The organism is Streptomyces sp. NPDC045678 (assembly GCF_056432085.1).
In genome coordinates, this window is record NZ_JBWKJS010000008.1 from 118,113 (window position 1) to 143,705 (window position 25,593).

Annotated in this window: 17 protein-coding genes and 1 riboswitch; of the genes, 7 read left to right on the forward strand and 10 right to left on the reverse strand. The window is 71.9% G+C overall.

The window, feature by feature from the left end; genetic code table 11:
• Positions 1-16: 16 nt before the first annotated feature.
• On the reverse strand, positions 17-1,618 hold the full coding sequence (purH, locus tag AC07DO_RS27115) for a bifunctional phosphoribosylaminoimidazolecarboxamide formyltransferase/IMP cyclohydrolase (RefSeq protein ID WP_479063361.1): 1,602 nt from the start codon (positions 1,616-1,618) through the stop codon (positions 17-19).
• A complete protein-coding gene (gene purN / locus AC07DO_RS27120) occupies positions 1,615-2,241 on the reverse strand; it encodes a phosphoribosylglycinamide formyltransferase (protein WP_479063648.1) in 627 nt (208 codons plus the stop codon). Before purN ends, purH begins: the two co-directional genes overlap by 4 nt.
• Positions 2,242-2,504: 263 nt before the next feature.
• On the opposite strand from purN, the gene AC07DO_RS27125 reads away from it, so the two are divergent.
• Complete coding sequence (locus tag AC07DO_RS27125) at positions 2,505-3,350, forward strand: hypothetical protein (RefSeq protein ID WP_479063362.1); 846 nt, start codon at positions 2,505-2,507, stop codon at positions 3,348-3,350.
• A gap of 70 nt (positions 3,351-3,420) precedes the next feature.
• On the opposite strand, the gene AC07DO_RS27130 is transcribed toward AC07DO_RS27125, so the two are convergent.
• The gene (locus AC07DO_RS27130; protein WP_479063363.1) at positions 3,421-5,271 is read right to left on the reverse strand and encodes a cell division protein PerM; all 1,851 of its coding nucleotides are present in this window, start codon (positions 5,269-5,271) and stop codon (positions 3,421-3,423) included.
• A 152-nt stretch (positions 5,272-5,423) separates the two neighbouring features.
• Here AC07DO_RS27130 and AC07DO_RS27135 point away from each other — a divergent pair, with 152 nt between their 5' ends.
• On the forward strand, positions 5,424-6,737 hold the full coding sequence (locus AC07DO_RS27135; RefSeq protein ID WP_479063364.1) for a helix-turn-helix domain-containing protein: 1,314 nt from the start codon (positions 5,424-5,426) through the stop codon (positions 6,735-6,737).
• A gap of 141 nt (positions 6,738-6,878) precedes the next feature.
• Here the strand turns inward: AC07DO_RS27135 and sucD are convergent, their stop codons facing one another.
• The 5 genes from sucD to AC07DO_RS27160 all read right to left on the reverse strand — a co-directional run bounded on the left by sucD (position 6,879) and on the right by AC07DO_RS27160 (position 14,425).
• Positions 6,879-7,763: a succinate--CoA ligase subunit alpha gene (gene sucD / locus AC07DO_RS27140; RefSeq protein WP_365363475.1), complete on the reverse strand. Its 885-nt coding sequence runs from the start codon at positions 7,761-7,763 to the stop codon at positions 6,879-6,881.
• Positions 7,764-7,784: 21 nt separating this feature from the next.
• Complete coding sequence (gene sucC, locus AC07DO_RS27145) at positions 7,785-8,963, reverse strand: ADP-forming succinate--CoA ligase subunit beta (RefSeq protein WP_479063365.1); 1,179 nt, start codon at positions 8,961-8,963, stop codon at positions 7,785-7,787.
• A 334-nt stretch (positions 8,964-9,297) separates the two neighbouring features.
• Entirely contained in the window at positions 9,298-10,461 is a 1,164-nt protein-coding gene (locus AC07DO_RS27150) for a VWA domain-containing protein (RefSeq protein ID WP_479063366.1), read from the reverse strand.
• 311 nt (positions 10,462-10,772) lie between these two features.
• A complete protein-coding gene (locus AC07DO_RS27155) occupies positions 10,773-13,274 on the reverse strand; it encodes a DUF5682 family protein (protein WP_479063367.1) in 2,502 nt (833 codons plus the stop codon).
• A complete protein-coding gene (locus AC07DO_RS27160; protein WP_479063368.1) occupies positions 13,271-14,425 on the reverse strand; it encodes an ATP-binding protein in 1,155 nt (384 codons plus the stop codon). The genes AC07DO_RS27155 and AC07DO_RS27160 overlap by 4 nt, the downstream gene beginning before the upstream one ends.
• A gap of 153 nt (positions 14,426-14,578) precedes the next feature.
• Between AC07DO_RS27160 and AC07DO_RS27165 the strand changes: the two genes are divergently transcribed.
• Positions 14,579-15,979, forward strand: coding sequence for an SWIM zinc finger family protein (locus AC07DO_RS27165; RefSeq protein WP_479063369.1), 1,401 nt, complete (start codon positions 14,579-14,581; stop codon positions 15,977-15,979).
• A complete protein-coding gene (locus AC07DO_RS27170) occupies positions 15,973-17,646 on the forward strand; it encodes a DUF5691 domain-containing protein (RefSeq protein ID WP_479063370.1) in 1,674 nt (557 codons plus the stop codon). The genes AC07DO_RS27165 and AC07DO_RS27170 overlap by 7 nt, the downstream gene beginning before the upstream one ends.
• Before the next feature lie 183 nt (positions 17,647-17,829).
• Here the strand turns inward: AC07DO_RS27170 and AC07DO_RS27175 are convergent, their stop codons facing one another.
• Positions 17,830-18,243, reverse strand: coding sequence for a coenzyme B12-dependent isobutyryl CoA mutase small subunit (locus AC07DO_RS27175; RefSeq protein ID WP_055569378.1), 414 nt, complete (start codon positions 18,241-18,243; stop codon positions 17,830-17,832).
• 561 nt (positions 18,244-18,804) lie between these two features.
• Here AC07DO_RS27175 and AC07DO_RS27180 point away from each other — a divergent pair.
• Together AC07DO_RS27180 and AC07DO_RS27185 are read left to right on the forward strand one after the other, a co-directional pair.
• On the forward strand, positions 18,805-19,602 hold the full coding sequence (locus AC07DO_RS27180; protein ID WP_479063649.1) for an esterase/lipase family protein: 798 nt from the start codon (positions 18,805-18,807) through the stop codon (positions 19,600-19,602).
• Positions 19,603-19,784: 182 nt separating this feature from the next.
• Positions 19,785-21,233 carry a M23 family metallopeptidase gene (locus AC07DO_RS27185; protein WP_479063371.1) on the forward strand — a complete coding sequence of 483 codons (1,449 nt, stop codon included), beginning with the start codon at positions 19,785-19,787 and terminating at the stop codon, positions 21,231-21,233.
• A 26-nt stretch (positions 21,234-21,259) separates the two neighbouring features.
• Here the strand turns inward: AC07DO_RS27185 and AC07DO_RS27190 are convergent, their stop codons facing one another.
• Positions 21,260-23,845 (reverse strand): ATP-dependent DNA helicase, encoded by a 2,586-nt coding sequence (locus AC07DO_RS27190; protein ID WP_479063372.1) that lies wholly within the window; start codon positions 23,843-23,845, stop codon positions 21,260-21,262.
• A 242-nt stretch (positions 23,846-24,087) separates the two neighbouring features.
• A riboswitch (cyclic di-AMP (ydaO/yuaA leader) is annotated at positions 24,088-24,243 on the forward strand.
• 7 nt (positions 24,244-24,250) lie between these two features.
• On the opposite strand from AC07DO_RS27190, the gene AC07DO_RS27195 reads away from it, so the two are divergent.
• Positions 24,251-25,459 carry a C40 family peptidase gene (locus AC07DO_RS27195; RefSeq protein ID WP_479063373.1) on the forward strand — a complete coding sequence of 403 codons (1,209 nt, stop codon included), beginning with the start codon at positions 24,251-24,253 and terminating at the stop codon, positions 25,457-25,459.
• Positions 25,460-25,593: the final 134 nt, after the last annotated feature.

The window sequence follows — 25,593 nt, forward strand, 5'->3', positions numbered from 1 at the left end:
CCCGGGCCGGGTCCGCTCAGTGGAAGAAGTGCCGCGTCCCCGTGAAGTACATCGTGACGCCCGCCTTCTTCGCCGCCTCGACCACCAGCTCGTCACGGACCGAACCGCCCGGCTGCACCACGGCCTTGACGCCCGCGGCCGTCAGGATCTCCAGGCCGTCGGGGAAGGGGAAGAACGCGTCGGACGCGGCGTAGGAGCCACGGGCCCGCTCCTCGCCCGCCCGCTCGACGGCGAGCTTCGCGGAGTCGACGCGGTTGACCTGGCCCATGCCGACGCCGACGGAGGCGCCGTCCTTGGCGAGCAGGATCGCGTTGGACTTGACCGCGCGGGACGCCTTCCAGGCGAAGGCCAGCTCGGCGAGCTCACCCGCGTTGAGCGCGTCGCCCGTGGCGAGCGTCCAGTTGGCGGGGTCGTCGCCGTCGGCCTGGAGACGGTCGGTGACCTGGAGCAGCGCGCCGCCGTCGATCTGCTTGACCTCGACCGCGTTGGACGGCGCCCGATGGGCGCGCAGGACGCGGATGTTCTTCTTCTTCGTGAGGACTTCGAGAGCGCCGTCCTCGTACTCCGGCGCGACGATGACCTCGGTGAAGATCTCGGCGACCTGCTCCGCCATCTCCTTGGAGACCGGGCGGTTCACGGCGATGACGCCGCCGAACGCGGAGAGCGGGTCGCAGGCGTGCGCCTTGCGGTGCGCCTCGGCGACGTTCGCGCCGATCGCGATGCCGCACGGGTTGGCGTGCTTGATGATCGCGACGCAGGGCTCGTCGTGGTCGTACGCGGCACGGCGCGCGGCGTCCGTGTCCGTGAAGTTGTTGTACGACATCTCCTTGCCGTGCAGCTGCTCGGCCTCGGCGAGGCCGCCCGTGCCGTCGACGTAGAGAGCGGCGCCCTGGTGGGGGTTCTCGCCGTAGCGGAGCACGTTCTTGCGCTCGTACGTGGCACCGAGGAAGCCGGGGTGACCGGAGTCGTCCGCGGCGGCGTAGTCCGCGGCGAACCAGCTCGCCACCGCCACGTCGTACGCGGCCGTGTGCTGGAACGCTTCTCCCGCGAGCCGCTTGCGCGCCGTCAGGTCGAAGCCGCCGGCCTTGACCGCGGCGAGCACGTCGGCGTACCGCCGCGGGTCGGTGACGACCGCGACCGAGGGGTGGTTCTTGGCGGCGGCGCGGACCATCGAGGGGCCGCCGATGTCGATCTGCTCGACGCACTCGTCGGGGGTGGCCCCGGAGGCGACGGTCTCCTTGAAGGGATACAGGTTCACGACGACGAGCTGGAAAGGCTCGACGCCGAGCTCCGCGAGCTGCTGCCGGTGGTCCTCGAGGCGCAGGTCGGCGAGGATGCCGGCGTGGACCTTCGGGTGCAGGGTCTTGACCCGGCCGTCCAGGCACTCGGGGAAGCCGGTGAGCTCCTCGACCTTGGTGACGGGCACCCCGGCGGTGGCGATCCTGGAGGCGGTCGAACCGGTGGAGACGAGCTCGACGCCCGCCTCGTGCAGCCCGCGCGCGAGCTCTTCCAGGCCGGTCTTGTCGTAGACGCTGACGAGCGCGCGCCTGATGGGGCGCTGCGCGGCGTTCGCGTTCGCGTCGTTCGCGTTCGCGGCGTTCGTAGCTTCGGCGGTCACGGGATAAGAACCTTTCGTCCCTCAATGCGGTAGCCGTGCCGGGCCAGACGCCCCACGACATCGACGAGCAGCGTGCGCTCGACTTCCTTGATGCGCTCGTGCAGAGCGCTCTCGTCGTCCTCGTCCCGGACCTCGACCACGCCCTGGGCGATGATCGGGCCGGTGTCGACGCCGTCGTCGACGAAGTGGACGGTGCAGCCGGTGACCTTCACGCCGTACGCGAGCGCGTCGCGAGCGCCGTGGGCCCCCGGGAAACTGGGCAGCAGCGCGGGGTGCGTGTTCACGAACCGCCCGCCGAAGCGCGCGAGGAACTCCTTCCCCACGATCTTCATGAACCCGGCGGAGACCACCAGGTCGGGGTCGTGCGCGGCCGTCGCCTCCGCCAGGGCAGCGTCCCACTCGTCGCGGGTCGCGTGGTCCTTCACCCGGCAGACGAAGGTGGGGACGCCCGCGCGCTCGGCGCGCTCCAGGCCCGCGATGCCGTCGCGGTCGGCGCCCACGGCGACGATCTCGGCGCCATAGCTCTCCGCACCCTCGGCGCGGATGGTGTCGATCAGGGCCTGGAGATTCGTGCCCGACCCGGACACCAGCACGACGAGGCGCTTGACGGGGCGCGCGACCACGGCGCTCTTGGCCACAGCGGGGCCCTTTCTCGGAGGATGCCTTTGTACGGTCGTACGAAGGCTTCGAGGCCCGCGATACGGGGAACCCTACGAAGCGGCCGACCGCCAGCAACGATACCGGCACACGGAACCGCCCCTCACGGGACGGGGGCGCGGGCGGAAGGTAGCGTCTGTGGGGAAGCGCCTGAATACCGAAGAACGCCGCGTTGTCGAGCCGTGCAACGGCTCCGCCACGGCCCTACCAAGGGGAAGACGCACACCTGATGCCGGACCGTAGCCGCCCTTCGTCTCCGCCGCAGGACCCGGAATCCCAGGGACCCGAGTCCCGGGGCCCCGGTGCCCAGGGAACGGGCAAGGACGACGACAACCCCTTCGCTCCGCCGCCGGAGGGGACACCGGACCGGCCGTGGCAGCCGCGCCGTCCCTCGGGCGACTCCGCCCCTGACGGCGACGACTCCGGTGGCGGCGGTCACGGGTCCCCGTGGGGCAGCCAGTGGAGCGACCGTCAGCCCGGCCGCTCGCAGGGCGGGTTCGGCGACCGCCCCCGCCAGCAGAACGGCCCCGGCAAGGAGGACCCCTCGACGCCGGGCGGCAACGGTGGCGGCATGCGCTGGGACCCGACGGACCCGGCCCAGCGCCGCGCGCGGTACGCCCTGCTCTCCGGCATGTGGGGCTTCTTCTTCGCCCTGTTCGGCTGGCGGTACGTGGCGCTGCTGCTCGGCGCGCTCGCGGCGATGTGGGCGATCCAGTCCCTGCGCGCGAAGCCGCGCAGGCCGGACCCGACGGCGGCGCCCGCGTCCTCCGCGCCGTCGGCCACGACCGCTCCGGCCCCACCCGCGACTCCCGCGACTCCCGCCATGCCTGCGGCCGCCCGCCCGCCTCAGCCCGAGCCGGCGGCGACCAGCACGAGGCCGCAGACGACGGCCGCGATCAGCGGCCTGGTGACGGGCGCGCTGGCGCTCCTGATGGTGGCCGGGACGTTCACGGCGCAGCTGGTGTACCGGGACTACTACACGTGCGTGGACGACGCGCTGACGAGCGCGTCGAAGTCGTCCTGCGAGGACTTGCTGCCGAAGCAGCTGCGACCGTTGCTGGGGGAGCAGGACTGAGGTCAGGGCTGAAGTCAGGACTGAGGTCAGGGCTGAGGTCAGGGCTGACGTAAGTCCTGGGCGCAGGACGTCAGGGTGAATCCGGGGGCGGCATCCGCCGCTCCCAAAGCCGGTCCCCCTCCTCCTTCAGCGCCTGCCAGCGAGCTTCACGGGCGGCTTCGTCGTGCCAGGTGGGCGGAGCGGGCGGCGGGGGCGGGGAGTCCGGCACGTCCGGGGTGTAAGGGGCGTTCGGTGCGTCAAGGACCTTTGGCGTGTCAGGGGCCTTTGGTGTGTCAGGGGCGGGGCTTCCGGTCGGCTCCGGTGTGCCGGCCTGTTCGCCGACCGGCTGGTTCACGAGGGCGTCCGCGGGGGCGTCAGCGGGGGTGGCGTCTACGACAGACTCGGCCGTCTGTGCGCGCAGCGGCGACCTCCGGGGCCGCGGCAGCCGCAGCCGCCACGACGGCAATGACGGCAACGACGGCAACGACGGCAACCTGAGCCACGACGGCCGAGCCCGCCCCTGCTCACCCGGCAGCCGCTGCTCCGCGTCACCCGTCTCCCGCTCCTCACCGGAGACCGGCACCCGGAGCGCGGACAGCTCCCGTTCCCCGCCCACCGCGCGCCCCTTCCGCAGTCGCCACCCTCGAAGGCACAGTGCCGCCGGCACCCCGAGCAGCAGCGACCAACCCAGCGCCGCCGCTCCCGTCTGCCACCACACCGGACCGAAGTCGGACAGGACCGCCACGCCCATCGGGCCGCCCGCCAGGGCCGCGAGCGCTGCCGTCGACAGCCCGCACACCACCGCCGCTAGCGCCGCGCCCCCAGCGGTGCGGGCCCGGGACCACGCCTCTTTCCGGTCACCGTGGGCGGGCGCCGCCTCGTGGACCGTCCCCCAGGCGACCGCGAGCCCCGCGCACACGGGCACCGCCGCGGACACCCAGGTCAGCGGTGAGCCGGGGCCCGGCGACGGCAGCGCCGCGAGCAGCGGGAAAGGGGGCAGCAGCGGTGCCGAGCCCGCCGTGAGCGGACCGGCGACGGTTCCCGTGCCGAGTACGAAGCCGGGCCCGAGACCGTAGGAGGCGCCCCACACCGCGGCGTTCGGCACCAGTGCCAGGGCCAGCAGAAATACTGCGAGCCGCCCCGACCACACGTCCGTGACCTGCATGAACGACGTCTGCACCGGCCCTGCGTGCAGCACCAGCGACACCGCGACGAGCAGCGCCCCGCCCCCGACGAGGACCCCCATGGCCGCCGCCCCGGCCCGCACGACGGTCACCGTGAGGCGCCGGGCGAGGAAGCCACGTACGAGAGCGGCCCGGAGAAAGCCGCGTACCCCGCCGGGCAGGGCGGCGAGAGGGCGGCGCAGGAACACCGGCAGCGGCCCGCGCGGACGACCGCGCGCCGTCCACACCCCGAGCCCCGCCGCCCCCGCCGCCAGCACCGGCACGTGCACGGCCGCGCTGAGCCAGTCGGGCCGCAGCTCACCGCCCGTCGCGTACAGCGCCGCGGCCACGCCGACCAGCAGGTACCCGGCCACCACCCCGGACCACGCCGTACGCGCCGCGTGCCCGCGCTCCTCCGGCGACGCCGCGTCCCGCGCCGCCCGGTGCAGCAGCCAGGTCGGCAGGACGACGAGAAGCAGCGGCGTCACCCCGATCGGCGCGGGCGCACCGGAGAGCGTGTCCGTCCTGATCAGCTCCGTGCCGTGCGCGAGGAGCCACAGCCCCGCCGCGACGTGCAAGGCCCCGTCGGGCCCGCTGTCCGGGTAGGGCGAGCTGATCCACAGCACCATCACCAGTACGGCGAACGAGCCGAGCCCCAGGCCCGCGGCGACGGCCCCGCCCAGCACGCAGGTGGCCAGGGCGGGAGAACGGTCGCGGGCCCGTCCGCGCAACGGTTCCACGGGCGGCGACGAAGCGTGGGGATCGGTCGTCTGGGTCACCCGGCCATGCTCCCAACGACACGCGCTTTCTTCCCGTAACAGGCGAATATCGGATGTGTCGCCCAATATACGTTTATGTACTTTTTCGTACGGCAGGTCGGCTCCGCCCGGCACGCCCGCCGTACGTCGGCCCACGGTGCGGAGATTCCGAGATGCCCCAGAGCCCTGCCACGCCTCTGCCGCCCCCCAAGGAACGCCGCAGGCTGCGCGAGGCGAAGTCGCTGAGCCACGCCGATCTCGCGGCGAAGATCGGCGTCACCCGCGAAACGGTCCGCTCCTGGGAGACGGGCCGCACCAACCCGCGCGGCCGCAAGCGCGAGACATACGCGAAGCTCCTGAACGTATACGCGAACGCAAACGTGAAGGGGAGCTCGGGAGAGCGGACGGGGATGACGGAGGAACACAAGACGACCTTCGCGGAGACCGTAACCAAGACCACGCCACCCTCAACTCCCCCCACCCCCGCCACGCGCACGCACACGCACTCACACCCTGTGCGAACAAAGCCCACCCACGGCGCCAAGTCGACTTCACGACCGCAACCGGCAGCCAAGCGAGCGGCGAAGCCGCTGACCCCGACCCCCATGACACCCGCCGTCCCCGCCGCCAACGGCCACATCCGCCCGCTCCCGGTCCGTGTGACGCGCCCCCGGGCCACCAGATCCCCGGACCTCACCGCCGCCCAGGCCTTCGACGCCCTCTGCGCCCACTGCGCCCCCGGCCTCGTACGCCAGACGTATCTGCTCACCGGGCGGCGCGGTCTCGCCCACGAGTCGGTGGAGCGCGCCTTCCAGCTGGCGTGGCAGCGCTGGCCGGAGGTGGCGGTCGACCGGGACCCGGCGGGGTGGGTCCGCGCGGCGGCGTACGAGTACGCGATGTCCCCCTGGCACCGCTTCCGCCCCAGCCAGCGCCACCCGGACGCCCCGCCCGCCCAGCAGGCCGACCGCGCCTTCCTGGACGTGCTGCTCAGCCTGCCGCCCGCGCAGCGCCGCGCTCTGATGCTCTACGACGGCATCGGCCTGGACCTGCCCGAGACCGCGGCCGAGACGGAGGCGAGCACGCCCGCCACCGCGAACCGCATCCTGCACGCGCGCGAGACGATCGCCGAGCGGCTGCCCGACCTGGCGGACCCCGAGGCGCTCCACCTGCGTCTCGCCGAGGTCGGCAGCGCCGAGAAGCTGCGGCTGCCGAAGGCCGACCGCGTCCGCACCGGCAGCGAGTACCGGGCCCGCTTCTGGACCCGCGCGGCCATCGCGTTCACGGCGCTGATCATCGGGGCGACGGCCCTGACCCTGAAGAACGCCCCCACCCACTACGAACCCCCGCAGGCCCCCGGCCGCGCCATCAGCGGCGTCCCACCCCGCATGGGCCCGGGCCCCCTCACCTACGAGGACACCACCCTCCGCGAGAAGCTCCGAGCGGAACTCCCCAACGGCCAGGAGCGCCTGACACCCCAGGCAAGGTAGCCGGACGCTGTGAGGGGCGCGGGGAACTGCGCGACAAGCCCCCGCCCTCCCGCGGCCGAAGAAGAACAAGCGGCGGCACAGAGAAGCGGGCCCGCACCTCAAAGGTGCGGGCCCGCTTACACACTGCTCAACCGACGGACGTCAGCCCGCCAGGATCTCGCGAGCCAGCTTCGCCGTCTCGGTCGGCGTCTTGCCGACCTTCACGCCGGCGGCCTCGAGGGCCTCCTTCTTCGCGGCAGCCGTGCCGGAGGAGCCGGAGACGATGGCGCCCGCGTGGCCCATCGTCTTGCCCTCGGGCGCCGTGAAGCCCGCGACGTAGCCGACGACCGGCTTCGTCACGTTCGCCTTGATGAAGTCCGCCGCACGCTCCTCGGCGTCGCCGCCGATCTCACCGATCATGACGATCAGGTCGGTGTCGGGGTCGGCCTCGAACGCCTCGAGGGCGTCGATGTGCGTCGTACCGATGACCGGGTCGCCACCGATGCCGACGGCCGAGGAGAAGCCGATGTCACGGAGCTCGTACATCATCTGGTACGTCAGCGTGCCGGACTTCGAGACCAGGCCGATGCGGCCCGGCTTCGTGATGTCGCCCGGGATGATGCCGGCGTTCGACTGGCCCGGGGTGATGAGACCGGGGCAGTTCGGGCCGATGATGCGGGTCTTGTTGCCCTTCGACTTCGCGTACGCCCAGAAGGCGGCGGAGTCGTGGACGGCGATGCCCTCGGTGATGACGACGGCGAGGGGGATCTCCGCGTCGATCGCCTCGACGACGGCGGCCTTGGAGAAGGCCGGCGGCACGAAGAGGACGGAGACGTTCGCGCCCGTCTTCTCCATGGCCTCCTTGACGGAGCCGAAGACCGGGACCTCGGTGCCGTCGAAGTCGACGGACGTGCCGGCCTTGCGCGGGTTCACACCGCCGACGATGTTCGTGCCGTCACCCAGCATGAGCTTGGTGTGCTTCATGCCCGTGGCACCGGTCATGCCCTGGACGATGACCTTGCTGTCCTTGTTGAGGAAGATAGCCATGGCTGTTCTGTCCCTCGTCCCTTACTTCGCGGCCGCGAGCTCGGCGGCCTTGTCGGCCGCGCCGTCCATGGTGTCCACACGCTGCACGAGCGGGTGGTTGGCGTCGCTCAGGATCTTGCGACCCAGCTCCGCGTTGTTGCCGTCGAGGCGCACGACCAGCGGCTTCTCGACCTTCTCGCCCTTCGAGGCGAGCAGCTCCAGGGCCTGCACGATGCCGTTGGCGACCTCGTCGCACGCGGTGATGCCACCGAAGACGTTGACGAAGACGGACTTGACGTCCGGGTCGCCGAGGATGATCTCCAGGCCGTTCGCCATGACCTCGGCGGAGGCGCCGCCACCGATGTCGAGGAAGTTGGCGGGCTTCACGCCGCCGTGGTTCTCACCGGCGTACGCGACGACGTCCAGGGTCGACATGACCAGACCGGCACCGTTACCGATGATGCCGACCTCGCCCTCGAGCTTGACGTAGTTGAGGCCCTTGGCCTTGGCAGCAGCCTCGAGCGGGTTGGCTGCGTCCTTGTCCTCGAGCGCCTCGTGGTCGGCCTGGCGGAAGTCGGCGTTCTCGTCGAGCGAGACCTTGCCGTCCAGGGCCAGGATGCGGCCGTCCTTGGTCTTCACCAGCGGGTTGACCTCGACGAGGAGCGCGTCCTCGGCGACGAAGGTCTCCCACAGGGTCACCATGGCCTCGGCGACGCCCTCGGCCACGTCGGCCGGGAACTTCGCCTGGGCGACGATCTCGCGGGCCTTCTCGATGGTGACGCCCTCGTTGGAGTCGACCGGAACCTTGGCGAGCGCCTCGGGGGTCTTCTCGGCGACCTCCTCGATGTCCATGCCGCCCTGTACGGACGCCATGGCCAGGAAGGTGCGGTTGGTGCGGTCGAGGAGGTACGAGACGTAGTACTCCGCCTCGATCTCCGGGGACAGCTCGGCGATCATCACCTTGTGGACCGTGTGGCCCTTGATGTCCATGCCGAGGATGTCCGTCGCGCGGGCGACGGCCTCGTCCGCGTCGGCCGCCAGCTTCACGCCGCCGGCCTTGCCGCGGCCACCGACCTTCACCTGTGCCTTGACGACCGACTTGCCGCCAAGGCGTTCGGTGGCCTCGCGCGCCGCCTCAGGCGTGTCGATGACTTCACCGGCCAGCACCGGTACACCGTGCTTGGCGAAGAGGTCCCTCGCCTGGTACTCGAACAGGTCCACGCGCGTCCGTCCCTTTTCCGTGATCTCGCTGCGATCTCGCTGCTTTGGTGTCAGCTGTCTGCGTGGGCGTGCCGCGGAGGGCAACGTGACTGCGCTGTCACAAGGGAGGCGTAGGACGGAGTCCGGTACGCGGCATGTCCGTCTCGCAGGTTATCGCCGCGGGACGTAGGTCCCTAAATCACAGATCACATTTGGGCGGTGATGACGGTCACAGATCACGTGGTCACCGCGGCAAAATCCGCGGCCGTCGTGGTGGCCGGGCGGCCTCTGTGGCGTCGGACACCCCTCGTTTGCTCCGGTTGCTCCCGCGATTTCGCTCCGATTGCTCCCGCGATCAGGTGACCGTGTCGGGTATCGGCAGGGGGCGCTTCTCGATCGCCGCGGCCATCACCTCCGGGAAGAGGTCGGGCGTGCAGGCGAAGGCCGGCGCGCCCAGGGCCGCGAGCGCCGCCGCGTGCTCGCGGTCGTACGCGGGTGTCCCCTCGTCGGAGAGCGCGAGCAGCGTCACGAACTGCACCCCGGACGCCTTCATCGCCGCGACCCGCTTCAGCATCTCGTCGCGGATGCCGCCTTCGTAGAGGTCGCTGATGAGGACCACGACCGTGTCGGCGGGCCGGGTGATCTGCGACTGGCAGTACGCGAGGGCACGGTTGATGTCGGTACCGCCGCCGAGCTGCGTCCCGAACAGCACGTCCACGGGGTCGTCGAGCTGGTCGGTCAGGTCGACGACGTTCGTGTCGAAGACGACGAGCCGGGTGTCGAGCGACCGCATGGAACCGAGCACGGCCCCGAACACCGAGGCGTAGACGACGGACGCGGCCATCGACCCGGACTGGTCGATGCAGAGGATGACCTCCTTCTTCACCGACCTGGACGCCCGCCCGTACCCGATGAGCCGCTCGGGGACGACCGTCCGGTGCTCCGGCAGGTAGTTCTTGAGGTTGACCGCGATGGTGCGGTTCCAGTCGATGTCGTGGTGGCGCGGCCTGCTGACGCGGGCGCTGCGGTCGAGCGCGCCGCTGAGCGTGGAGCGGGTCCGCGTCGCGAGGCGCTTCTCCAGGTCCTCGACGACCTTGCGCACGACGGCCCGCGCGGTCTCCTTGGTCGTCTCCGGCATGGCCTTGTTGAGGGAGAGCAGCGTGCCCACCAGGTGCACGTCCGCGTCGACGGCCTCCAGCATCTCGGGTTCCAGGAGGAGCGTGGAGAGCCCCAGCCGGTCGATGGCGTCCCGCTGCATCACCTGCACGACGGACGAGGGGAAGTACGTCCGGATGTCCCCGAGCCAGCGCGCCACGGACGGCGCGGACGCCCCCAGCCCCGCCGACCGCTCCCGCCGCCCCCTGTCGTCCTTCTCCCCCGCGCCCCCGTACAGCGCCCCGAGGGCGGCGTCCATCGCCGCGTCCCGTCCCTGAAGCACACACCCCGTCCCATCGCCACCCTCACCCCCCAACACAAGCCGCCACCGCCGCCCCCGCTCCCCCTCCACACCAATCCCCACAGCCCCGACTCCGACTCCAGCCCCGACTCCGGCTCCGACTCCGGCTCCGGCTCCGGCTCCGGCTCCGGCTCCGGCTCCGGCTCCGGCTTGGAGCCCAGCCCCAACCCCAGCCCCACTTTCAACTCCGCCCCTGCCCCCGCCCCCAGTCCCGGCTTCGGCTCCGCCTCCGCCCTCGGTCCTAGTCCCGGCGTCGGTCCCGACCCCGCCCTCGGCTCCAACCCAGGCTTCGGCTCCGGCCCTGACACCGGCTTCCGGCTCGCCCCCGACCACGCCAATCCCGTCAGACACCCCGGCCACCCCAGCCACCCCGTTCATCCCGCCACCCCCACACAGTCGTTACCGACAGCCCCCACCGCCCGCGCCCTCTCCTCCACTTCCGCCCTCTCCTCCGCTTCCGGTTCCGCCTCTCCCCCAGCACCAGCCCCAGCGTCCGTCGGCAGACCCAGAAGCAGGCGGACGATCGGCGCGACGGCGTCCGCGCGCGTGGGGTCGATCTCCGTGCCGAAACCGGGCAGTCCCGCGCCCGGCCCGGCCCCACCCCCGATGCCGTTACCGGCAGGCCGTCCCGTCGGCCCCCGCCGCACCAACTCGCCCAACGTCCGCCGCACCCCCGGCTCGTACGCCGAGAACGTGCGTCGCAGCAACGGCAGTACGTCGGTGAAGGCGCTGTCCGACACCCCGCACAGCCAGTCGTCGACCAGCCCCAGGAGCCGCTCGTCGTGCACGAGCAGCATCCCGCCCCCGGAGCCGCCCCCGACGAACCCCTCGATCCAGGCGGCCCCTTCGGCCGGCGCACTCCCCCGGGACAGCGCGAGCCCCATGAGGCGGGCGACTTCCTCGTCCCCCAGTTCCCCGCCGTCCAGCAGCAGTCGCACGCACCGCCCCCGCACGACTCCGGCGACGGACTCCCGCTCGGCGAGCGTCCTCAGCACGGAGTACCACCGGGCGCGAACCCCCTGCGCCGCCCTCGTACCGACGCCCGCACCACTGCCCGCGCCGAAAGCCGTACCGAGTTCCCCGAGCAGCCCCACCGCCTGTTGCACCGCATCGACATGCCGCCGCATCTCCAGAGCCGCATCCGCGTCCAGCCCCGCGCACGCGGGCGGCAGTCCGACGAAGATCCGCTCGGCGAGCCCGAGGGCGACCTCGCCGAGGGCCTCCGTGCCGGTCCCCCGGACATCCCCGTACCGGAGTGACCGCACCAGGGCGGGAAGCGCCTGCGCGAGATGCCCGACGTCCGCGTCCAGCGCCGCACGGTCCGCAAGGACCCGCATCACCACGGGCAACGCGTCCGGCAGCGCAGCCAGCAGGCACCGCTCGGCGAGTGCGGTGACATCGGCGAGCGCCCCCGCGTCCACCGCGTCGGAGGACGCCTTTCCCGTGGCCGCACCCAGAACCGTGGTCCCCCACACCCCCGCCTCGGCGACCCGCACGGCGAGTTCCGGCTCCCACCGCAGCCGCCAGGTCTCCCGGAACGTCCCCGTGCTTCCACGGGACGCCGTCGGCTCGCCCCAGGCGACGCCCAGGAGCCGCAGCCGGTGCAGCAGCCTGCTGCGGGCGGCGTCCGTCTCCTTGCGGAGGTCGAGCTCCAACTCCCGCTGCAGCGCCTCCGGCTTGAGCCGCAGCCTGCGCTGCAGCTTGGTGAGGTCGCGCTGCAACGGGACCGCGGGCGCCCCGTCGGGCACCTCGCCCAGCACGTCCCCGACGACGAGCTTGTCGTGCACGAGCGCGAGCGGTACGTCGGAGCCCTCGCACATCACCGCCCGCACGGCATCGGTGGTCTCCGTGAGCCCGGCCAACGGCCGGCCCCGCATCGCGGCCAGCGTGTCGGCGAGCCGCACCGCCTCGATGACGTGCGCGGACGAGACGAGCCTGTCCTCGTCGCGCAGCAGCCGGGCGACCTTCGTCATCCAGCGCTCCACGGGCCGGTCGGGTGCACAGAACAGGTGGGCGTACCAGCCGGGGGAGGCGATCCCCGCGCCGTATCCGCTGGCGCGCGACAACCTGCGGTGGGTCCACGGCACCCACGTCATCTCGGCCTTGACCTTGGGCAGCCCCTTGAGGAGAGCCCGGTCGGCGGCCACGGTGGTCTTCCGGAGCAGTGCGGGAACGTGCCAGGCTCCGCAGACCACAGCGACCCGCTCGGGCCCGAACTCCTTCTGCGCGGCCCTTACCTGGAGCCGCATGTACGCCTCACGCACCAGGTCACGGCCGTGGCCCCCGTATCCGTAGGCCTCGCGCAGTGCTCCCATCGCCTCGCCCAGCGCCTCGAACGGCGCGAACGCGTCGTCGGCCGTCCCCCGGTGCTCGACGACGTCCTCCCACCAGCGTTCGGGATCGTCGTAACCGGCGGTCTCGGCGAGCACGCCGAGGGGATCGACCCGCACGCCCTCCTTCCCCTCGTCCTCCCCTTCCTCCCCATCCGCCCCTTCCTCTTCGGCCTCGCCCGCGTCCTCCGTGCGGAGGGCGAGCGAGTGCGCTGCCGGCAGGTCGATGAACCGCACCGGCACCCCGTGACGGAGGGCCCACCGGATGGCGACCCACTCCGGGGAGAAACCGGCGAGCGGCCAGAACGCCGAGCGGCCCGGCTCGTCCACCACGTGCGCGAGCAGCGCGACCGGCGGCCGCATCCCCTCGTCGGCGGCGAGCTCCACCAGGGAATCGGCCTCCGGCGGTCCCTCCACGAGGACGACGTCCGGCTGCCCCGCGTCGAGCGCGGCCCGCACGGCACGCGCCGAGCCCGGGCCGTGGTGCCGCACTCCGAGCAGCAACGGTTCCGGTTCCTGCCCGCGCGCCTCCGTCGCCCGCGTCATGCGCTCACCTCGCGGCACGCGCGGTAGAAGTCCTTCCAGCCGTCGCGCTCACGCACGACCGTCTCCAGGTACTCCTGCCAGATCACGCGGTCCGCCGCCGGGTCGCGGACGACGGCGCCGAGAATGCCGGCCGCCACGTCACCGGAGCGCAGCACGCCGTCTCCGAAGTGGGCTGCCAGAGCGAGGCCGTTGGTGACGACGGAGATCGCCTCGGCCGTGGACAGGGTGCCGCTGGGCGACTTCAGTTTCGTACGCCCGTCCGCCGTGACGCCGTCGCGCAGTTCGCGGAAGACGGTGACGACACGGCGTATCTCGTCGATGCCCTCGGGACCCGCGGGCAGGTCGAGGGAGCGGCCGATCTGGTCGACGCGGCGCGAGACGATGTCGACCTCGGCCTCGGCGCTCTCCGGCAGCGGCAGGACGACCGTGTTGAAGCGGCGGCGCAGAGCGCTCGACAGGTCGTTGACGCCGCGATCGCGGTCGTTGGCCGTCGCGATGAGGTTGAAGCCGCGCACGGCCTGCACCTCCTGCCCCAGCTCAGGGATGGGCAGTGTCTTCTCCGACAGGATCGTGATCAGCGTGTCCTGCACATCGGCGGGGATGCGGGTCAGCTCCTCGACGCGCGCCGTCATCCCCTCCGCCATGGCCCGCATGACGGGGCTGGGCACGAGCGCGTCGCGGCTGGGGCCGTGGGCGAGCAGCTGAGCGTAGTTCCAGCCGTACCGGATCGCTTCCTCGGGCGTGCCCGCCGTGCCCTGCACGAGCAGGGTGGAGTCGCCGCTGACGGCGGCCGCGAGGTGCTCGGACACCCAGGTCTTGGCGGTGCCGGGCACGCCGAGCAGCAGCAGGGCGCGGTCGGTGGCGAGGGTGGTGACGGCGACCTCGACGATGCGGCGCGGCCCCACGTACTTCGGCGTGATCACCGTGCCGTCGGGCAGGGTGCCGCCGAGCAGGTAGGTGGCGACGGCCCACGGCGAGAGCTTCCACCGCTGCGGCCGCGGCCGGTCGTCCTGGGCGGCGAGCGCGGCGAGTTCGGCGGCGAAGGCGTCCTCGGCGTGCGCCCTGAGCGCTTCCGCACCGTCGGCGGAACCGGGCGCGGGCGCCGTCGGATTCGCGGTCGCGGACGTCGTCGAGTCGACGGAAACGGTCATGGAGCGATCCCCCTCCAGCTCGTCCGGACGCATCTGGCCCGGAGATGTGTCCACCGTGCACCACGCCACTGACAATCGCCCTCCGCACGGCCCTGACCTGCACGGTTGCCCGTGCTCGAACCGATTGTCAGTGGCGGCACCTACCTTCGAGACATGACTCAGCAGGGGGTGCGCTGGACGGCGGATCAGGTGCTGGCACTGGCTCCTGATGCCCCGTCACGCAAGGCGGGCAGCAAACTCGGCGTCGCCGGACCATGGTCGGAAGCAGGCAGTACTGGCGAGGGGGCGGTGTGGGGACTGTGCAAGGGCAGCGGCAGCAAGCCGTATCAGACGATCGTGGACATCGCGGACGTCGCGGGGCCGGCGTACAAATGCAGTTGTCCGAGCCGTAAGTTCCCGTGCAAGCACGCGTTGGGGCTGCTGCTGGTGTGGGCGGGGTCGGACGGCACCGTGCCGGACGGCGGCGAGCCACCGGCCTGGGCCGAGGAGTGGCTGACGGCGCGCCGCAAAAAAGCGGACAGCAAGCAGAGTTCGGCTGCTGCGGGCGCCGCCCCGGCCGACCCGGAGGCCGCGCGCAAGAGAGCGTCGAAGCGGGCCGCGCGCATCACCGCGGGCGTGACGGAGCTGGAGCAGCGCCTGTCCGACCTGCTCCGCGGCGGCACGGCATCGGCGGAGCAGATGGGGTACGGCTTGTGGGAGGAGACGGCGGCCCGCATGGTCGACGCCCAGGCGCCGGGACTGGCCGCACGCGTACGCGAGTTGGGGGCCGTACCGTCCTCCGGTCCCGGTTGGCCCATACGTCTCCTGGAGGAGTGCGCGCTGCTCCATCTCCTCGACCAGGGCTGGCTCCACCGTGACGGGCTGCCGGAGGGTCTGGCGGCCACGGTCCGTTCCCATGTCGGCCTGCCCGCGCAGGCGGAGGGCCCGCCGGTGCGGGACCGCTGGGTGGTCCTCGCGCAGTACGACACGGCGGACAGCAGGCTCACCACGCGCCGCATTTGGCTGTACGGCACGGAGTCCGGCCGCACCGCACTCCTCCTCTCGTACGGGGCGGCGGGGCGGGCACCCGCGCTCGCCCTGCCCGTGGGCCTCGCGCTCGACGCCGAGGTGACCGAGTATCCGGGTGCGGGGCAGCTGCGCGTGGAGCTGGGCGAGCAGTTCGCGGCACCAGCGCCCACCGCACAGCGGCCGCCGGGCGTACGTCCTGAAGAGGCCGCCGCCCGTTACGGCGCGGCGCTCGGGGACGATCCCTGGCTGGAGTCCTGGCCGGTGACGCTCGCCGAAGTGATACCGACCCGCTCGCAGGACGCGAGGGACGCACGGGAGGCGAGGGGCACACGGGGCACGGGCACGGGCTCGTGGCAACTGGCCGATCCGGTGACCTCATCGGCACTCCCCCTGGCACCGTCCGCCACATCCCGGCCGGGCCTGTGGCGTCTGATCGCCCTCTCCGGAGGCGCACCGCTGACGGTGTTCGGCGAGTGCGGCCATCGAGGCTTCACCCCACTGGCGGCCTGGCCGAAGGACTCTGGAGAGACGGTGTCGCTGTGCTGAAGAACGCACACCAGGAACCCACCCCGGCCACGGCGAACGCGACGAACGCTCCCCCTGGCACCACCGACCCCACCACACCCTCCTGGGACGACCTCGTCACGACGGCTCTGCTGGGCACCGAACGCCGCGCGTTGCCGGCCGCTGTGCACGCCCCCGGCAAGGAGGCGCCGATCGCCCTCCTGGACGCGGCGGCGCTGCAGACGGCGCGCCGCAGGGCCGGACTGCGCCCGGCACCGGCAGCCGCACTGCCCGAGCCCGCGGCGGATGACCCCAGGCCACCGGTGCCCCCGGCGGCCCGGCGCAGGCTCGCGACGCTGCTCACCGATCAGCCCGGCACGGGAGGCGGCGGTCGCAGGGGCGCGGCCCCCGACCTGATGGAGCTTCTGCCCCAGTGGCTGGCCCTCGCCAACGCGCGGGGGTACGGCGCACCGCCAGAGCTGCTGCCCGCGCTCCTGAACGCGGCACGCGGCCGCACGGACCTGCGCCCCCAGGCCCTCACCTTCGCGGGCCCCAGAGCTCTCTGGCTGGCCCGCCTGAACCCCGACTGGAAGTTCGCACTCCGGGCCACCCCGGGAGGCGGCGTCACCCTGCCGTCCGCCGACGACGCCCCGCAGGTCCAACGGCTCTGGGAGGAAGGGCTCTTCGTCGAGCGCGTCGCCCTCCTCACCACGCTGCGCGCGCACCACGCCGGAACGGCGCTGGACCTGCTCGTATCCACCTGGTCGACGGAGCGTGCGGAGGACCGCCTGATGTTCCTCGACTCCCTGCGCACCGGCCTCTCCTCCGCGGACGAGCCGTTCCTGGAGCAGGCCCTCACGGACCGCAGCCGCAACGTCCGCGCCACCGCGGCGGAGCTGCTGTCCGCACTCCCCGACTCGGCCCTGGCCGGCAGGATGTCGACCCGCGCGGCCTCCTGCGTGGCCGTCGACCACACCTCCGACACACCGACCCTCACAGTAGAGGCACCGCACGAGTGCGACGCCGGCATGGAGCGGGACGGCGTCACTCCGAAGCCCCCCGCCGGCCGCGGCGAGCGCTCCTGGTGGCTGGGTCAGCTGGTGGAGGCGGCCCCGCTCGCCACCTGGCAGCCCCGGCTCGGCAACCGCACGCCGACCGAGATCGTGGCACTCCCGGTGGCCGACGACTGGCGCGGCGAGCTGCACGCCGCATGGTGCCGCGCGGCGGTGCGTCAGCGGGACGTCGCCTGGTCGCGTGCGCTGCTCGGCGTCCCCGCGTCACCGGACGCCGCGGGCCCCGGCGCCGTATCGCTCGCCGAGCGGGCCAAGCTCCTCGCCTCGCTGCCCGCTCCCGAACGGGCGGACTGGGTGGCCGGCTTCATCGCGGCGCACGGACTGTCGGAGGCGTTCCAGCTGCTCGGCGTCTGCGCGGTCCCCTGGGCCGAGCCGCTGGGCCGCGCGGTGGTGGACTCCCTGAACATCGCCCGTGACGCGGGGAGTTATCCCTGGAGCTTCAGCGGTGTGATGGGCCTCGCGGAGCGCTGCCTCGACCCGTCGGAGGCGGTCCGGCTTGAGGCGCTCACCGCGATACCCGACGAGCCGGAGAACGCCTCGCCCGGTGCGGGCGGGTACTGGTCGGAGGCGTTCCAACGCCTCGTGACCACGCTGCGCCTGCGCGCGGCGATCCGCGACGAACTCCCGCCGCAGTGACCCCCGAGACACCCGGGGTACCCGTGATACCCGTGATACGAGGATGCAGGACCCGCAGGTACGTCCGTACGTCCGTACGTCCGTACCTGCGGGTCGCAGGGGGACGCACACACCCCCGCGACCCGCACCCCCAGGTCACACCTCTTCCGCCACTCCCAGCTCACGCCCGTTCCGCCGGAAGAGTCAGACGGCGGCCTGCCGCACGTTCCCCCGGACCCACTCCACGATCGACGTGGTGGTGGCCCCGGGGGTGAAGATCTCCGCGACGCCCTTCTCCTTGAGCGGCGCGATGTCCGCCTCGGGGATGATGCCGCCACCGAACACCTTGATGTCCTCGGCGTCCCGCTCCTTCAGCAGCTCCAGGACGCGCGCGAACAGCGTGTTGTGCGCCCCGGACAGGATGGAGAGACCGATCGCGTCGGCGTCCTCCTGGATCGCGGTGTCCACGACCTGCTCGGGCGTCTGGTGCAGCCCGGTGTAGATGACCTCCATACCGGCGTCGCGCAACGCCCGCGCGATCACCTTGGCCCCGCGGTCGTGCCCGTCGAGCCCCGGCTTCGCGACGACCACGCGGATCGGCCCGGCTGCCACACCCATCACTGCCTCCATGTACCGATATCCGTACCGACAACAGTCTGTCCCGGCACAGATACCCCGCACCGCACCGGCCGGGGAAGTGAACGAACGTTATCCCCAGCATCGCGCAAGCGGCAGTTTCACGGTGGAGAGCGAGGGGGAAATCACACGTGGGACACGTTCGCTGCGCGCCGTCCACTACCGAGGGGTTCACGCTCCGCATCCGGATCAGGCGCGAGGGGAGCCGCAACGAGACGCCGGGCCACCGCGCCGGCAGCCGCACGGCGTGGTGATACCGCACATCGGCGATGCAACGGGGGCACGGGGCCGCCACACAAGGGTGGCCGGGATCGCCATCGCACCTGCCGTCTCCTCGGCCACGACTCCCCCTAGGGCACACGGGGGACAGAGGCGTCCTTCCGTGCGCCAATCGGGAGGTCGACGATGCCGCTCACCGGGGCCCGCCCCTTTCGCCCGCTCGGCTCCCTGCTGCCGAGAATCCTCGGCCTCGCCCCACCCCCCTCACTCCCACCCCGCCCCGCGCTGCCGGCTCTCCTTTCGCTCCCCGCGCTCCCGCCCAAGATGACCGGCCTCTCCTTGGCCCTCCTGAAAGCGACGGCCCTGGAGCTGGCGATCCTCGCCGGCCACCTCCTCCTTTATCCCTCCGGCGTCACCCAGGAACGCAGGGTGAGCCCCGTCCAGCCACCCCCGGGCGCCCCTCGCCTCCCCTCGGACAACCGGCCTCCGGTCCTCCTGCTGCACGGCTTCATCGACAATCGCTCGGTGTTCGTACTGCTCCGCCGCACCCTGTCCCAGCACGGCGGACGCCGCGTGGAGTCCCTCAACTACTCCCCGCTGACCTGCGACATCAGGGGCGCCGCCGAACTGCTGGGCCGCCACATCGAGGAGCTCTGCGAGCGCACGGGACACGCCCGGGTCGACGTGGTCGGCCACAGTCTCGGCGGGCTGATCGCCCGCTATTACGCACAGCGGCAAGGCGGCGACGCCCGCATCCGCACCCTGGTCACGCTCGGCACACCGCACGCGGGCACCCGCGTGGTGCCGCTCGCGGACGCGCACCCGATCGTCCGGCAGATGCGCCCGGGCTCCGATGTGATCGAGGAACTCAAGGAACCGGCGCCGGGCTGCCGCACCCAGTTCGTGAGTTTCTGGAGCGACTTGGACCGGATCATGGATCCGCTGGAGACGGCCTGCGTCGACCACCCCGACCTGAGCGCGCAGAACGTCCGCGTCACCGGCATCGGCCACCTCGCGCTGCCGGTGCACCCCGCAGTCGCGAACGGAATCCGTCAGGCCCTCGACCTGGCGAACCCGGGCGCCGACGCCAAGAGCGCACCGGGCGGGCTGACGGTCGCCTGACCTGCCCAACTATCGAACGCATCTCGAACGCAAAGCCAAGGCTGTGCCCGCAGACCGCCGAAAGGCGGCCGAATGCCCGTTTCCTGCGAGCACGAAACCTGGGGAAGATTGTCGCGCCCGTATACCGCCGGGTACAGTCGCCGCACTGCTCTGCCCCTGCTGCCGAGGCGAAAGAGAAGTTGGTGAACGACCGTCACCCGTCGGGGAGCTCGATGACCCCGTCCTCGGCACCCGGCGCCGACTACGCGCACTACGCGACGTACGACGAACAGAGTGCCCAGCACAACGGCTACGGCCACGGCACCTATTCCACCGGCAGCTCCGACACCGGCGCCTTCGACACCGGAACGTTCGCGGTCGACCCCCTCTTCGGCGACATGCCGGGCAACGGGCACGACACGGGCCAGTGGGCGACCACGACAGGCCCGCAGCAGACGGCCACTTACGACGCGTACGCGGAGCAGTACTACGCCGCCACCTACGACGGCAGCTACGACACCGCCTCGATGTGGTCGACCGGCGGGCATCAGCAGGTCGCCGACATCCCCGCGCAGCCGGGCCCTGACTCCACGGGCCAGTGGGACACCACCGCCTGGCACCAGACTCCGCAGGACGGTCCACAGACCGGCCAGTGGGACACGCAGACCTTCGACACCGGTGCGTACGACGCGACGGCGTGGAACTCGGCCGCCGACACCCACGAGTCACACCAGGCACACGACGCACCCGACTTGCTCGGCGCCGCCGTCCCGCACGACGCGGCCCAGGCGTACGAGACCGATGACGACGCCGCGTACGAGCCCGCGGCCACCGAGTCGACGGATTCCCCCGGTGCCGCGCCCCGTTCTTCCCGCGGAAGGAGCGGCGGACCCGCGGCCGGCGGCCGCTCCAGGACCCGTCGCCGTACCCCCGCCAAGCGCTCCGCGCTCTTCACCGTCGCCGTGCCCTCGGCCTGCGTGATGGGGGTCGCCGGAGTGGCGGCCGCGTCCGTGGGGAACTTCGGCGGGGACGACGCGAAGGACACGACGACGACGGCATCGGCCCCGGACACCGCGCCCGTGCAGCCCTCCGCCGCCAACAACAAGCTGGACACGCAGCTGGCGAACCTCTCCGCGGACGCGGGCGACTTCGCGGACCGCGCCAGCCGCACGCAGGAGCGCATCGACCTCAAGGCGGAGAAGGTGGCCGCCCAGAAGAAGGCGGCGGCGGAGGCCGCGCGCAAGGAGCGGCTGCGTCCCAAGTTCGCCCTGCCGGTGAAGCAGCACGGCCTCAGCGCGCAGTTCGGGCAGGCGGGCGTCAACTGGATGTCCGCGCACTCCGGAATCGACTTCCCGGTGTCGTACGGCACCGAAGTCCTCGCCGCGACCGACGGCACTGTGTCGACCAAGTGGAACAGCGCCTACGGCAACATGGCGATCGTCACCGCGAAGGACGGCACGGAGACGTGGTACTGCCACCTCTCCACGCACAAGATCTCCAGCGGTCCCGTGAAGGCGGGCGAGACCATCGCCTTCTCCGGGAACTCCGGCAACTCCACAGGACCGCACCTGCACTTCGAGGTGCGGCCCGCCGGCGGCTCGGCGATCGACCCGCTGCCGTGGCTCCGCAGCCACGGCCTCGACCCGACGTAACGTAACTCCGGCCGCCGACGCCCGCGCTAGAGCTTTTCCACCGGTGCGTACCGCAGCAGGAGGCGCTTCGGCTTGGGCTCGCCGAAGTCCACCGTCGCCTCGGCGTTCGCTCCCGTCCCCTTCACGCCGACCACGGTCCCGAGGCCGAACTGGTCGTGCGTGACGCGGTCGCCGACGGCCAGCGAGACGACCGGCTTCTCCGACGCGCGGCGCGTGGCGAAGCCCTGTGCGCCACCGGAGCGCGAGCGCGACGAGGACAGCGACGAGGCGATTCCCCCGGCGGGGCCGGACGTGGCCGGCGCGCCGACCGAGCCGGTCCGCTTCCAGTCCAGGTGCGTGTCCGGGATCTCCTCGAGGAAGCGCGACGGCGGGTTGTACGAGGGCGTGCCCCAGGCGCTGCGCATGGACGACCGGGTCAGGTAGAGCCGTTCACGCGCGCGCGTGATGCCCACGTACGCGAGGCGACGCTCCTCCTCCAGCTCCTTGACCTGCCCGAGGGAGCGCATGTGCGGGAAGACGCCGTCCTCCATGCCGGTCAGGAACACCACGGGGAATTCGAGGCCCTTGGCGGTGTGCAGGGTCATCAGCGTGATGACTCCGGAGCCGTCGTCCTCCTCGTCGGGGATCTGGTCGGAGTCGGCGACCAGGGCGACGCGCTCCAGGAAGTCCGAGAGCGTGCCGGCCGGGGTGGTGCCTTCACCGGCCTCACCCTCGCCCTCGCCCTGGCCCTGGCCCGCATCCGGTCCGCCCTGCGCGTTGTCCGCGGCCCGGTCGGTGTCCGTGGCCTGGTCGGTGTCCGTGGCCTGGCTGTTGTCCGCAGCCTGGTTGTTGTCCTGCTCGAACTCCAGCGCCACGGCGGCGAGCTCCTGGAGGTTCTCGATGCGGGTCTCGTCCTGCGGGTCGGTCGAGGCCTGGAGCTCGGCCAGGTAGCCGGTCCGTTCGAGGACGGCCTCCAGGACGACGGCCGGGCCCGCGCCCGACTCGACGACGGTCCGCAGCTCCTCCATCAGCGTATTGAAACGCTTGACGGCGTTGGTGGAGCGGGCCGCCATTCCGTACGCCTCGTCGACGCGGCGCAGCGCCTGCGGGAAGGAGATCTTCTCGCGCTGCGCGAGCGCGTCGATCATGGCTTCGGCGCGGTCGCCGATGCCCCTCTTCGGTACGTTGAGGATGCGGCGCAGCGGGACCGCGTCCTCGGGGTTGGCGAGGACGCGCAGGTAGGCCAGCACATCGCGGACCTCCTTGCGCTCGTAGAAGCGGACGCCGCCGACCACCTTGTAGGGCAGGCCGACGCGGATGAAGATCTCTTCGAAGACACGGGACTGGGCGTTCGTCCGGTAGAAGATCGCCACGTCGCCGGCCTTCGCGTCGCCCGCGTCGGTGAGGCGGTCGATCTCGTCGGCGACGAACTGTGCCTCGTCGTGCTCGGTGTCGGCGACGTATCCGGTGATGCGTGCGCCCTCGCCCTGGTTGGTCCACAGGTTCTTGGGGCGGCGGCTCTCGTTCCGCTCGATGACCGCGTTGGCGGCGGTCAGGATCGTCTGGGTGGAGCGGTAGTTCTGCTCCAGGAGGATCGTCGTCGCGTCCGTGTAGTCCTCCTCGAACTGGAGGATGTTGCGGATCGTGGCGCCGCGGAAGGCGTAGATGGACTGGTCCGCGTCACCCACCACGCACAGCTCCGCGGGGTCGTCCCCCTCGCCTCCGGAGGGTCCGACCAGCTCGCGCACCAGCGCGTACTGCGCGTGGTTCGTGTCCTGGTACTCGTCGACCATGACGTGCCGGAAGCGGCGCCTGTAGTGCTCGGCGACGTCCGGGAAGGCGCGCAGCAGGTGGACCGTCGTCATGATCAGGTCGTCAAAGTCGAGCGCGTTCGCCTCGCGGAGGCGCGACTGGTACATGGCATAGGCCTGGGCGAGGGTCTTCTCGAAGCCGTCGGCGGCCTGCCCCGCGAAGTCCTCCTCGTCGATCAGCTCGTTCTTCAGGTTCGAGATCTTGGCGCTGAACGACTTCGGCGGGAACTTCTTGGGGTCCAGATCCAGGTCGCGGCAGACCAGGGCCATGAGGCGCTTGGAGTCGGCGGCGTCGTAGATCGAGAAGGAGGACGTGAAGCCCAGCTTCTTGTACTCACGGCGGAGGATGCGGACGCAGGCGCTGTGGAAGGTCGACACCCACATCGCGTTGGCCCGGGGGCCCACGAGCTGCTCGACGCGCTCCTTCATCTCGCCCGCGGCCTTGTTCGTGAAGGTGATCGCGAGGATCTGGCCGGGGTGCACGCCGCGCTCGGCGAGCAGGTGCGCGATGCGGTGGGTCAGCACGCGGGTCTTGCCGGAACCGGCGCCGGCGACGATGAGCAGCGGGGAGCCCGCGTGCACGACAGCCGCGCGCTGGTTCTCGTTCAGCCCATCGAGGAGCGTCGCGGGGTCGATGACCGGGCGCGGGGCGCCGTCGCGGTAGTGCGTGTCCCGGGACATGGGCGCGTCGAACTTTCCGTCGAACAGGTCGTCCGGAATGGGCTCCGGAGCGCTGTCCTCGGGCGGCGGCGGGGGCGCTTCGTCCGCGGCCCGGGAGGGCTGCAGGTCCGCCAGGAAGCTGTCATCAAAGAGGCTGCTCATCGCCTCCCGAGTCTAGGCGGCCCCACTGACAACCCGCTGCGGGTTCCGGACAGCGGCACCCGCGTCACGCGCCGCCCACGGACGATCACACTCCGCCATGGCCGCTCGCGCGCCGCGCACGCCCGCGTGAAGTAACGAAAATGTATCGGGCATATCGAACATCAACCTTCACAGGCACCACACGAGTTGGCTAGCGTGCCCGGCGGGCCACTCGTCCCCCCACCGGCGAACCCGCCGGGAACGGGCGGCCCCCGCCGAGTCCGACGTGTTCGGAGCCGGGGACCCACCGAAAACTTGGGGTGAATCGGTCCCGTACGAAGTACGGGACCGTAGGGCAGCCTTCCGAACCATCCGCCCGAACCCGACAGCTAACCCGGTAGGCGGTCTACGGAAGGAGTCGCCTCCTTGGCGTCGCACCGCAAGCCGCGGAACCGGACGGCCGGCATTCGTACGGCCCCCGCCCTCGGCATCACGACGGCAGCCCTCACCTCCGTCGCCCTCCTGTCGCAGAGCGCGCAGGCAGCGCCCTCGGCGCCGTCCAAGCCCAGCCTCGAAGAGGTGCAGAAGAAGGTCGACGAGCTCTACCAGCAGGCGGGTGTCGCCACCCAGAAGTACAACTCCGCCAAGGAGCGCACCGAGAAGCAGCGCAAGAAGGTCGACCGGCTGCTCGACGACGTGGCCAAGCGCACGGACAAGCTGAACGACGCACGCCAGGAGCTCGGCTCGTTCGCCGCGGCCCAGTACCGCACCGGCGCCGTCTCCGAGACGGCCACGATGATGCTCGCCAACGACCCGCAGGGCTACTTCGACCAGAACCACCTGGCGGACCGGCTCACCACGCGCCAGAAGAAGGCGGTCGACGCCTACGAGACGGAGCAGGCTTCGGCGACGAAGCAGCGCACGCGGGCCGCGAAGAGCCTGGAGACGCTGACCGACTCGCGGGACGAGCTCAGGACGAGCAAGAAGACCGTCCAGAAGAAACTGGGGGACGCGCGCGAGCTCCTTTCGAAGCTGACCGCCGAGGAGAAGGCGCGGCTCGCGGAGATCGAGCGGAAGAAGAAGCAGGAGGCCAAGCGCAAGGCCGAGAAGCTGGCCCGCGAGCAGGCCGCCGAGGCGGAGCGCAAGCGCAAGGCGGAGGAGGCGGCCGAGCGGGAGAAGGAGCGCGAGGGGGGCCAGGACTCCGGCTCGGGCTCGGGCTCGGGCTCCGACACCGGTTCCGGTTCCGGTTCCGGTTCGGGGACCGGAAGCTCGGACGGCAGCTACGCCACCAAGGCCGCGAAGGTCATCGACTTCGCGGAGGCCCAGATCGGCAAGCCGTACGTCTGGGGCGCCACCGGCCCCGACTCCTACGACTGCTCCGGGCTCACGCAGGACGCGTGGAAGGCCGCGGGGATCTCCCTGCCGCGCACCACCTGGGACCAGGTCAAGGTCGGCACGACGGTGAAGACCGCCGACGCCAAGCCGGGTGACCTGGTGTTCTTCTACGACGACATCAGCCACGTGGGGATCTACATCGGCAACGGCAAGATGATCCACGCCCCGAAGCCGGGCGCGAACGTCCGCGTCGAGTCGATCTACTACATGCCGATCCACAGCGTGGTCCGCCCCGCCTGACGAGACGGCGCCCCTCTACGCGCTACGCGCGCGGGGGGGGGGGGGGGGGGGGAAGGGGGGGGGGGGGGGGGGGGGGGGGGGGGGAGAGGGGGGGGGGGGGGGGGGGGAAGGAAGGGGGGGGGGGGGGGGGAGCA

Coding starts and splice junctions, on each gene's coding strand:
- AC07DO_RS27175 (WP_055569378.1), bottom strand. CDS start 18,243: ATGGGTGTGGCAGCCGGGCCGATCCGCGTGGTCGTCGCGAAGCCGGGG.
- AC07DO_RS27155 (WP_479063367.1), bottom strand. CDS start 13,274: ATGACGCGGGCGACGGAGGCGCGCGGGCAGGAACCGGAACCGTTGCTG.
- AC07DO_RS27135 (WP_479063364.1), top strand. CDS start 5,424: ATGCCCCAGAGCCCTGCCACGCCTCTGCCGCCCCCCAAGGAACGCCGC.
- sucD (WP_365363475.1), bottom strand. CDS start 7,763: ATGGCTATCTTCCTCAACAAGGACAGCAAGGTCATCGTCCAGGGCATG.
- AC07DO_RS27180 (WP_479063649.1), top strand. CDS start 18,805: ATGACCGGCCTCTCCTTGGCCCTCCTGAAAGCGACGGCCCTGGAGCTG.
- AC07DO_RS27160 (WP_479063368.1), bottom strand. CDS start 14,425: ATGACCGTTTCCGTCGACTCGACGACGTCCGCGACCGCGAATCCGACG.
- AC07DO_RS27125 (WP_479063362.1), top strand. CDS start 2,505: ATGCCGGACCGTAGCCGCCCTTCGTCTCCGCCGCAGGACCCGGAATCC.
- AC07DO_RS27190 (WP_479063372.1), bottom strand. CDS start 23,845: ATGAGCAGCCTCTTTGATGACAGCTTCCTGGCGGACCTGCAGCCCTCC.
- AC07DO_RS27165 (WP_479063369.1), top strand. CDS start 14,579: ATGACTCAGCAGGGGGTGCGCTGGACGGCGGATCAGGTGCTGGCACTG.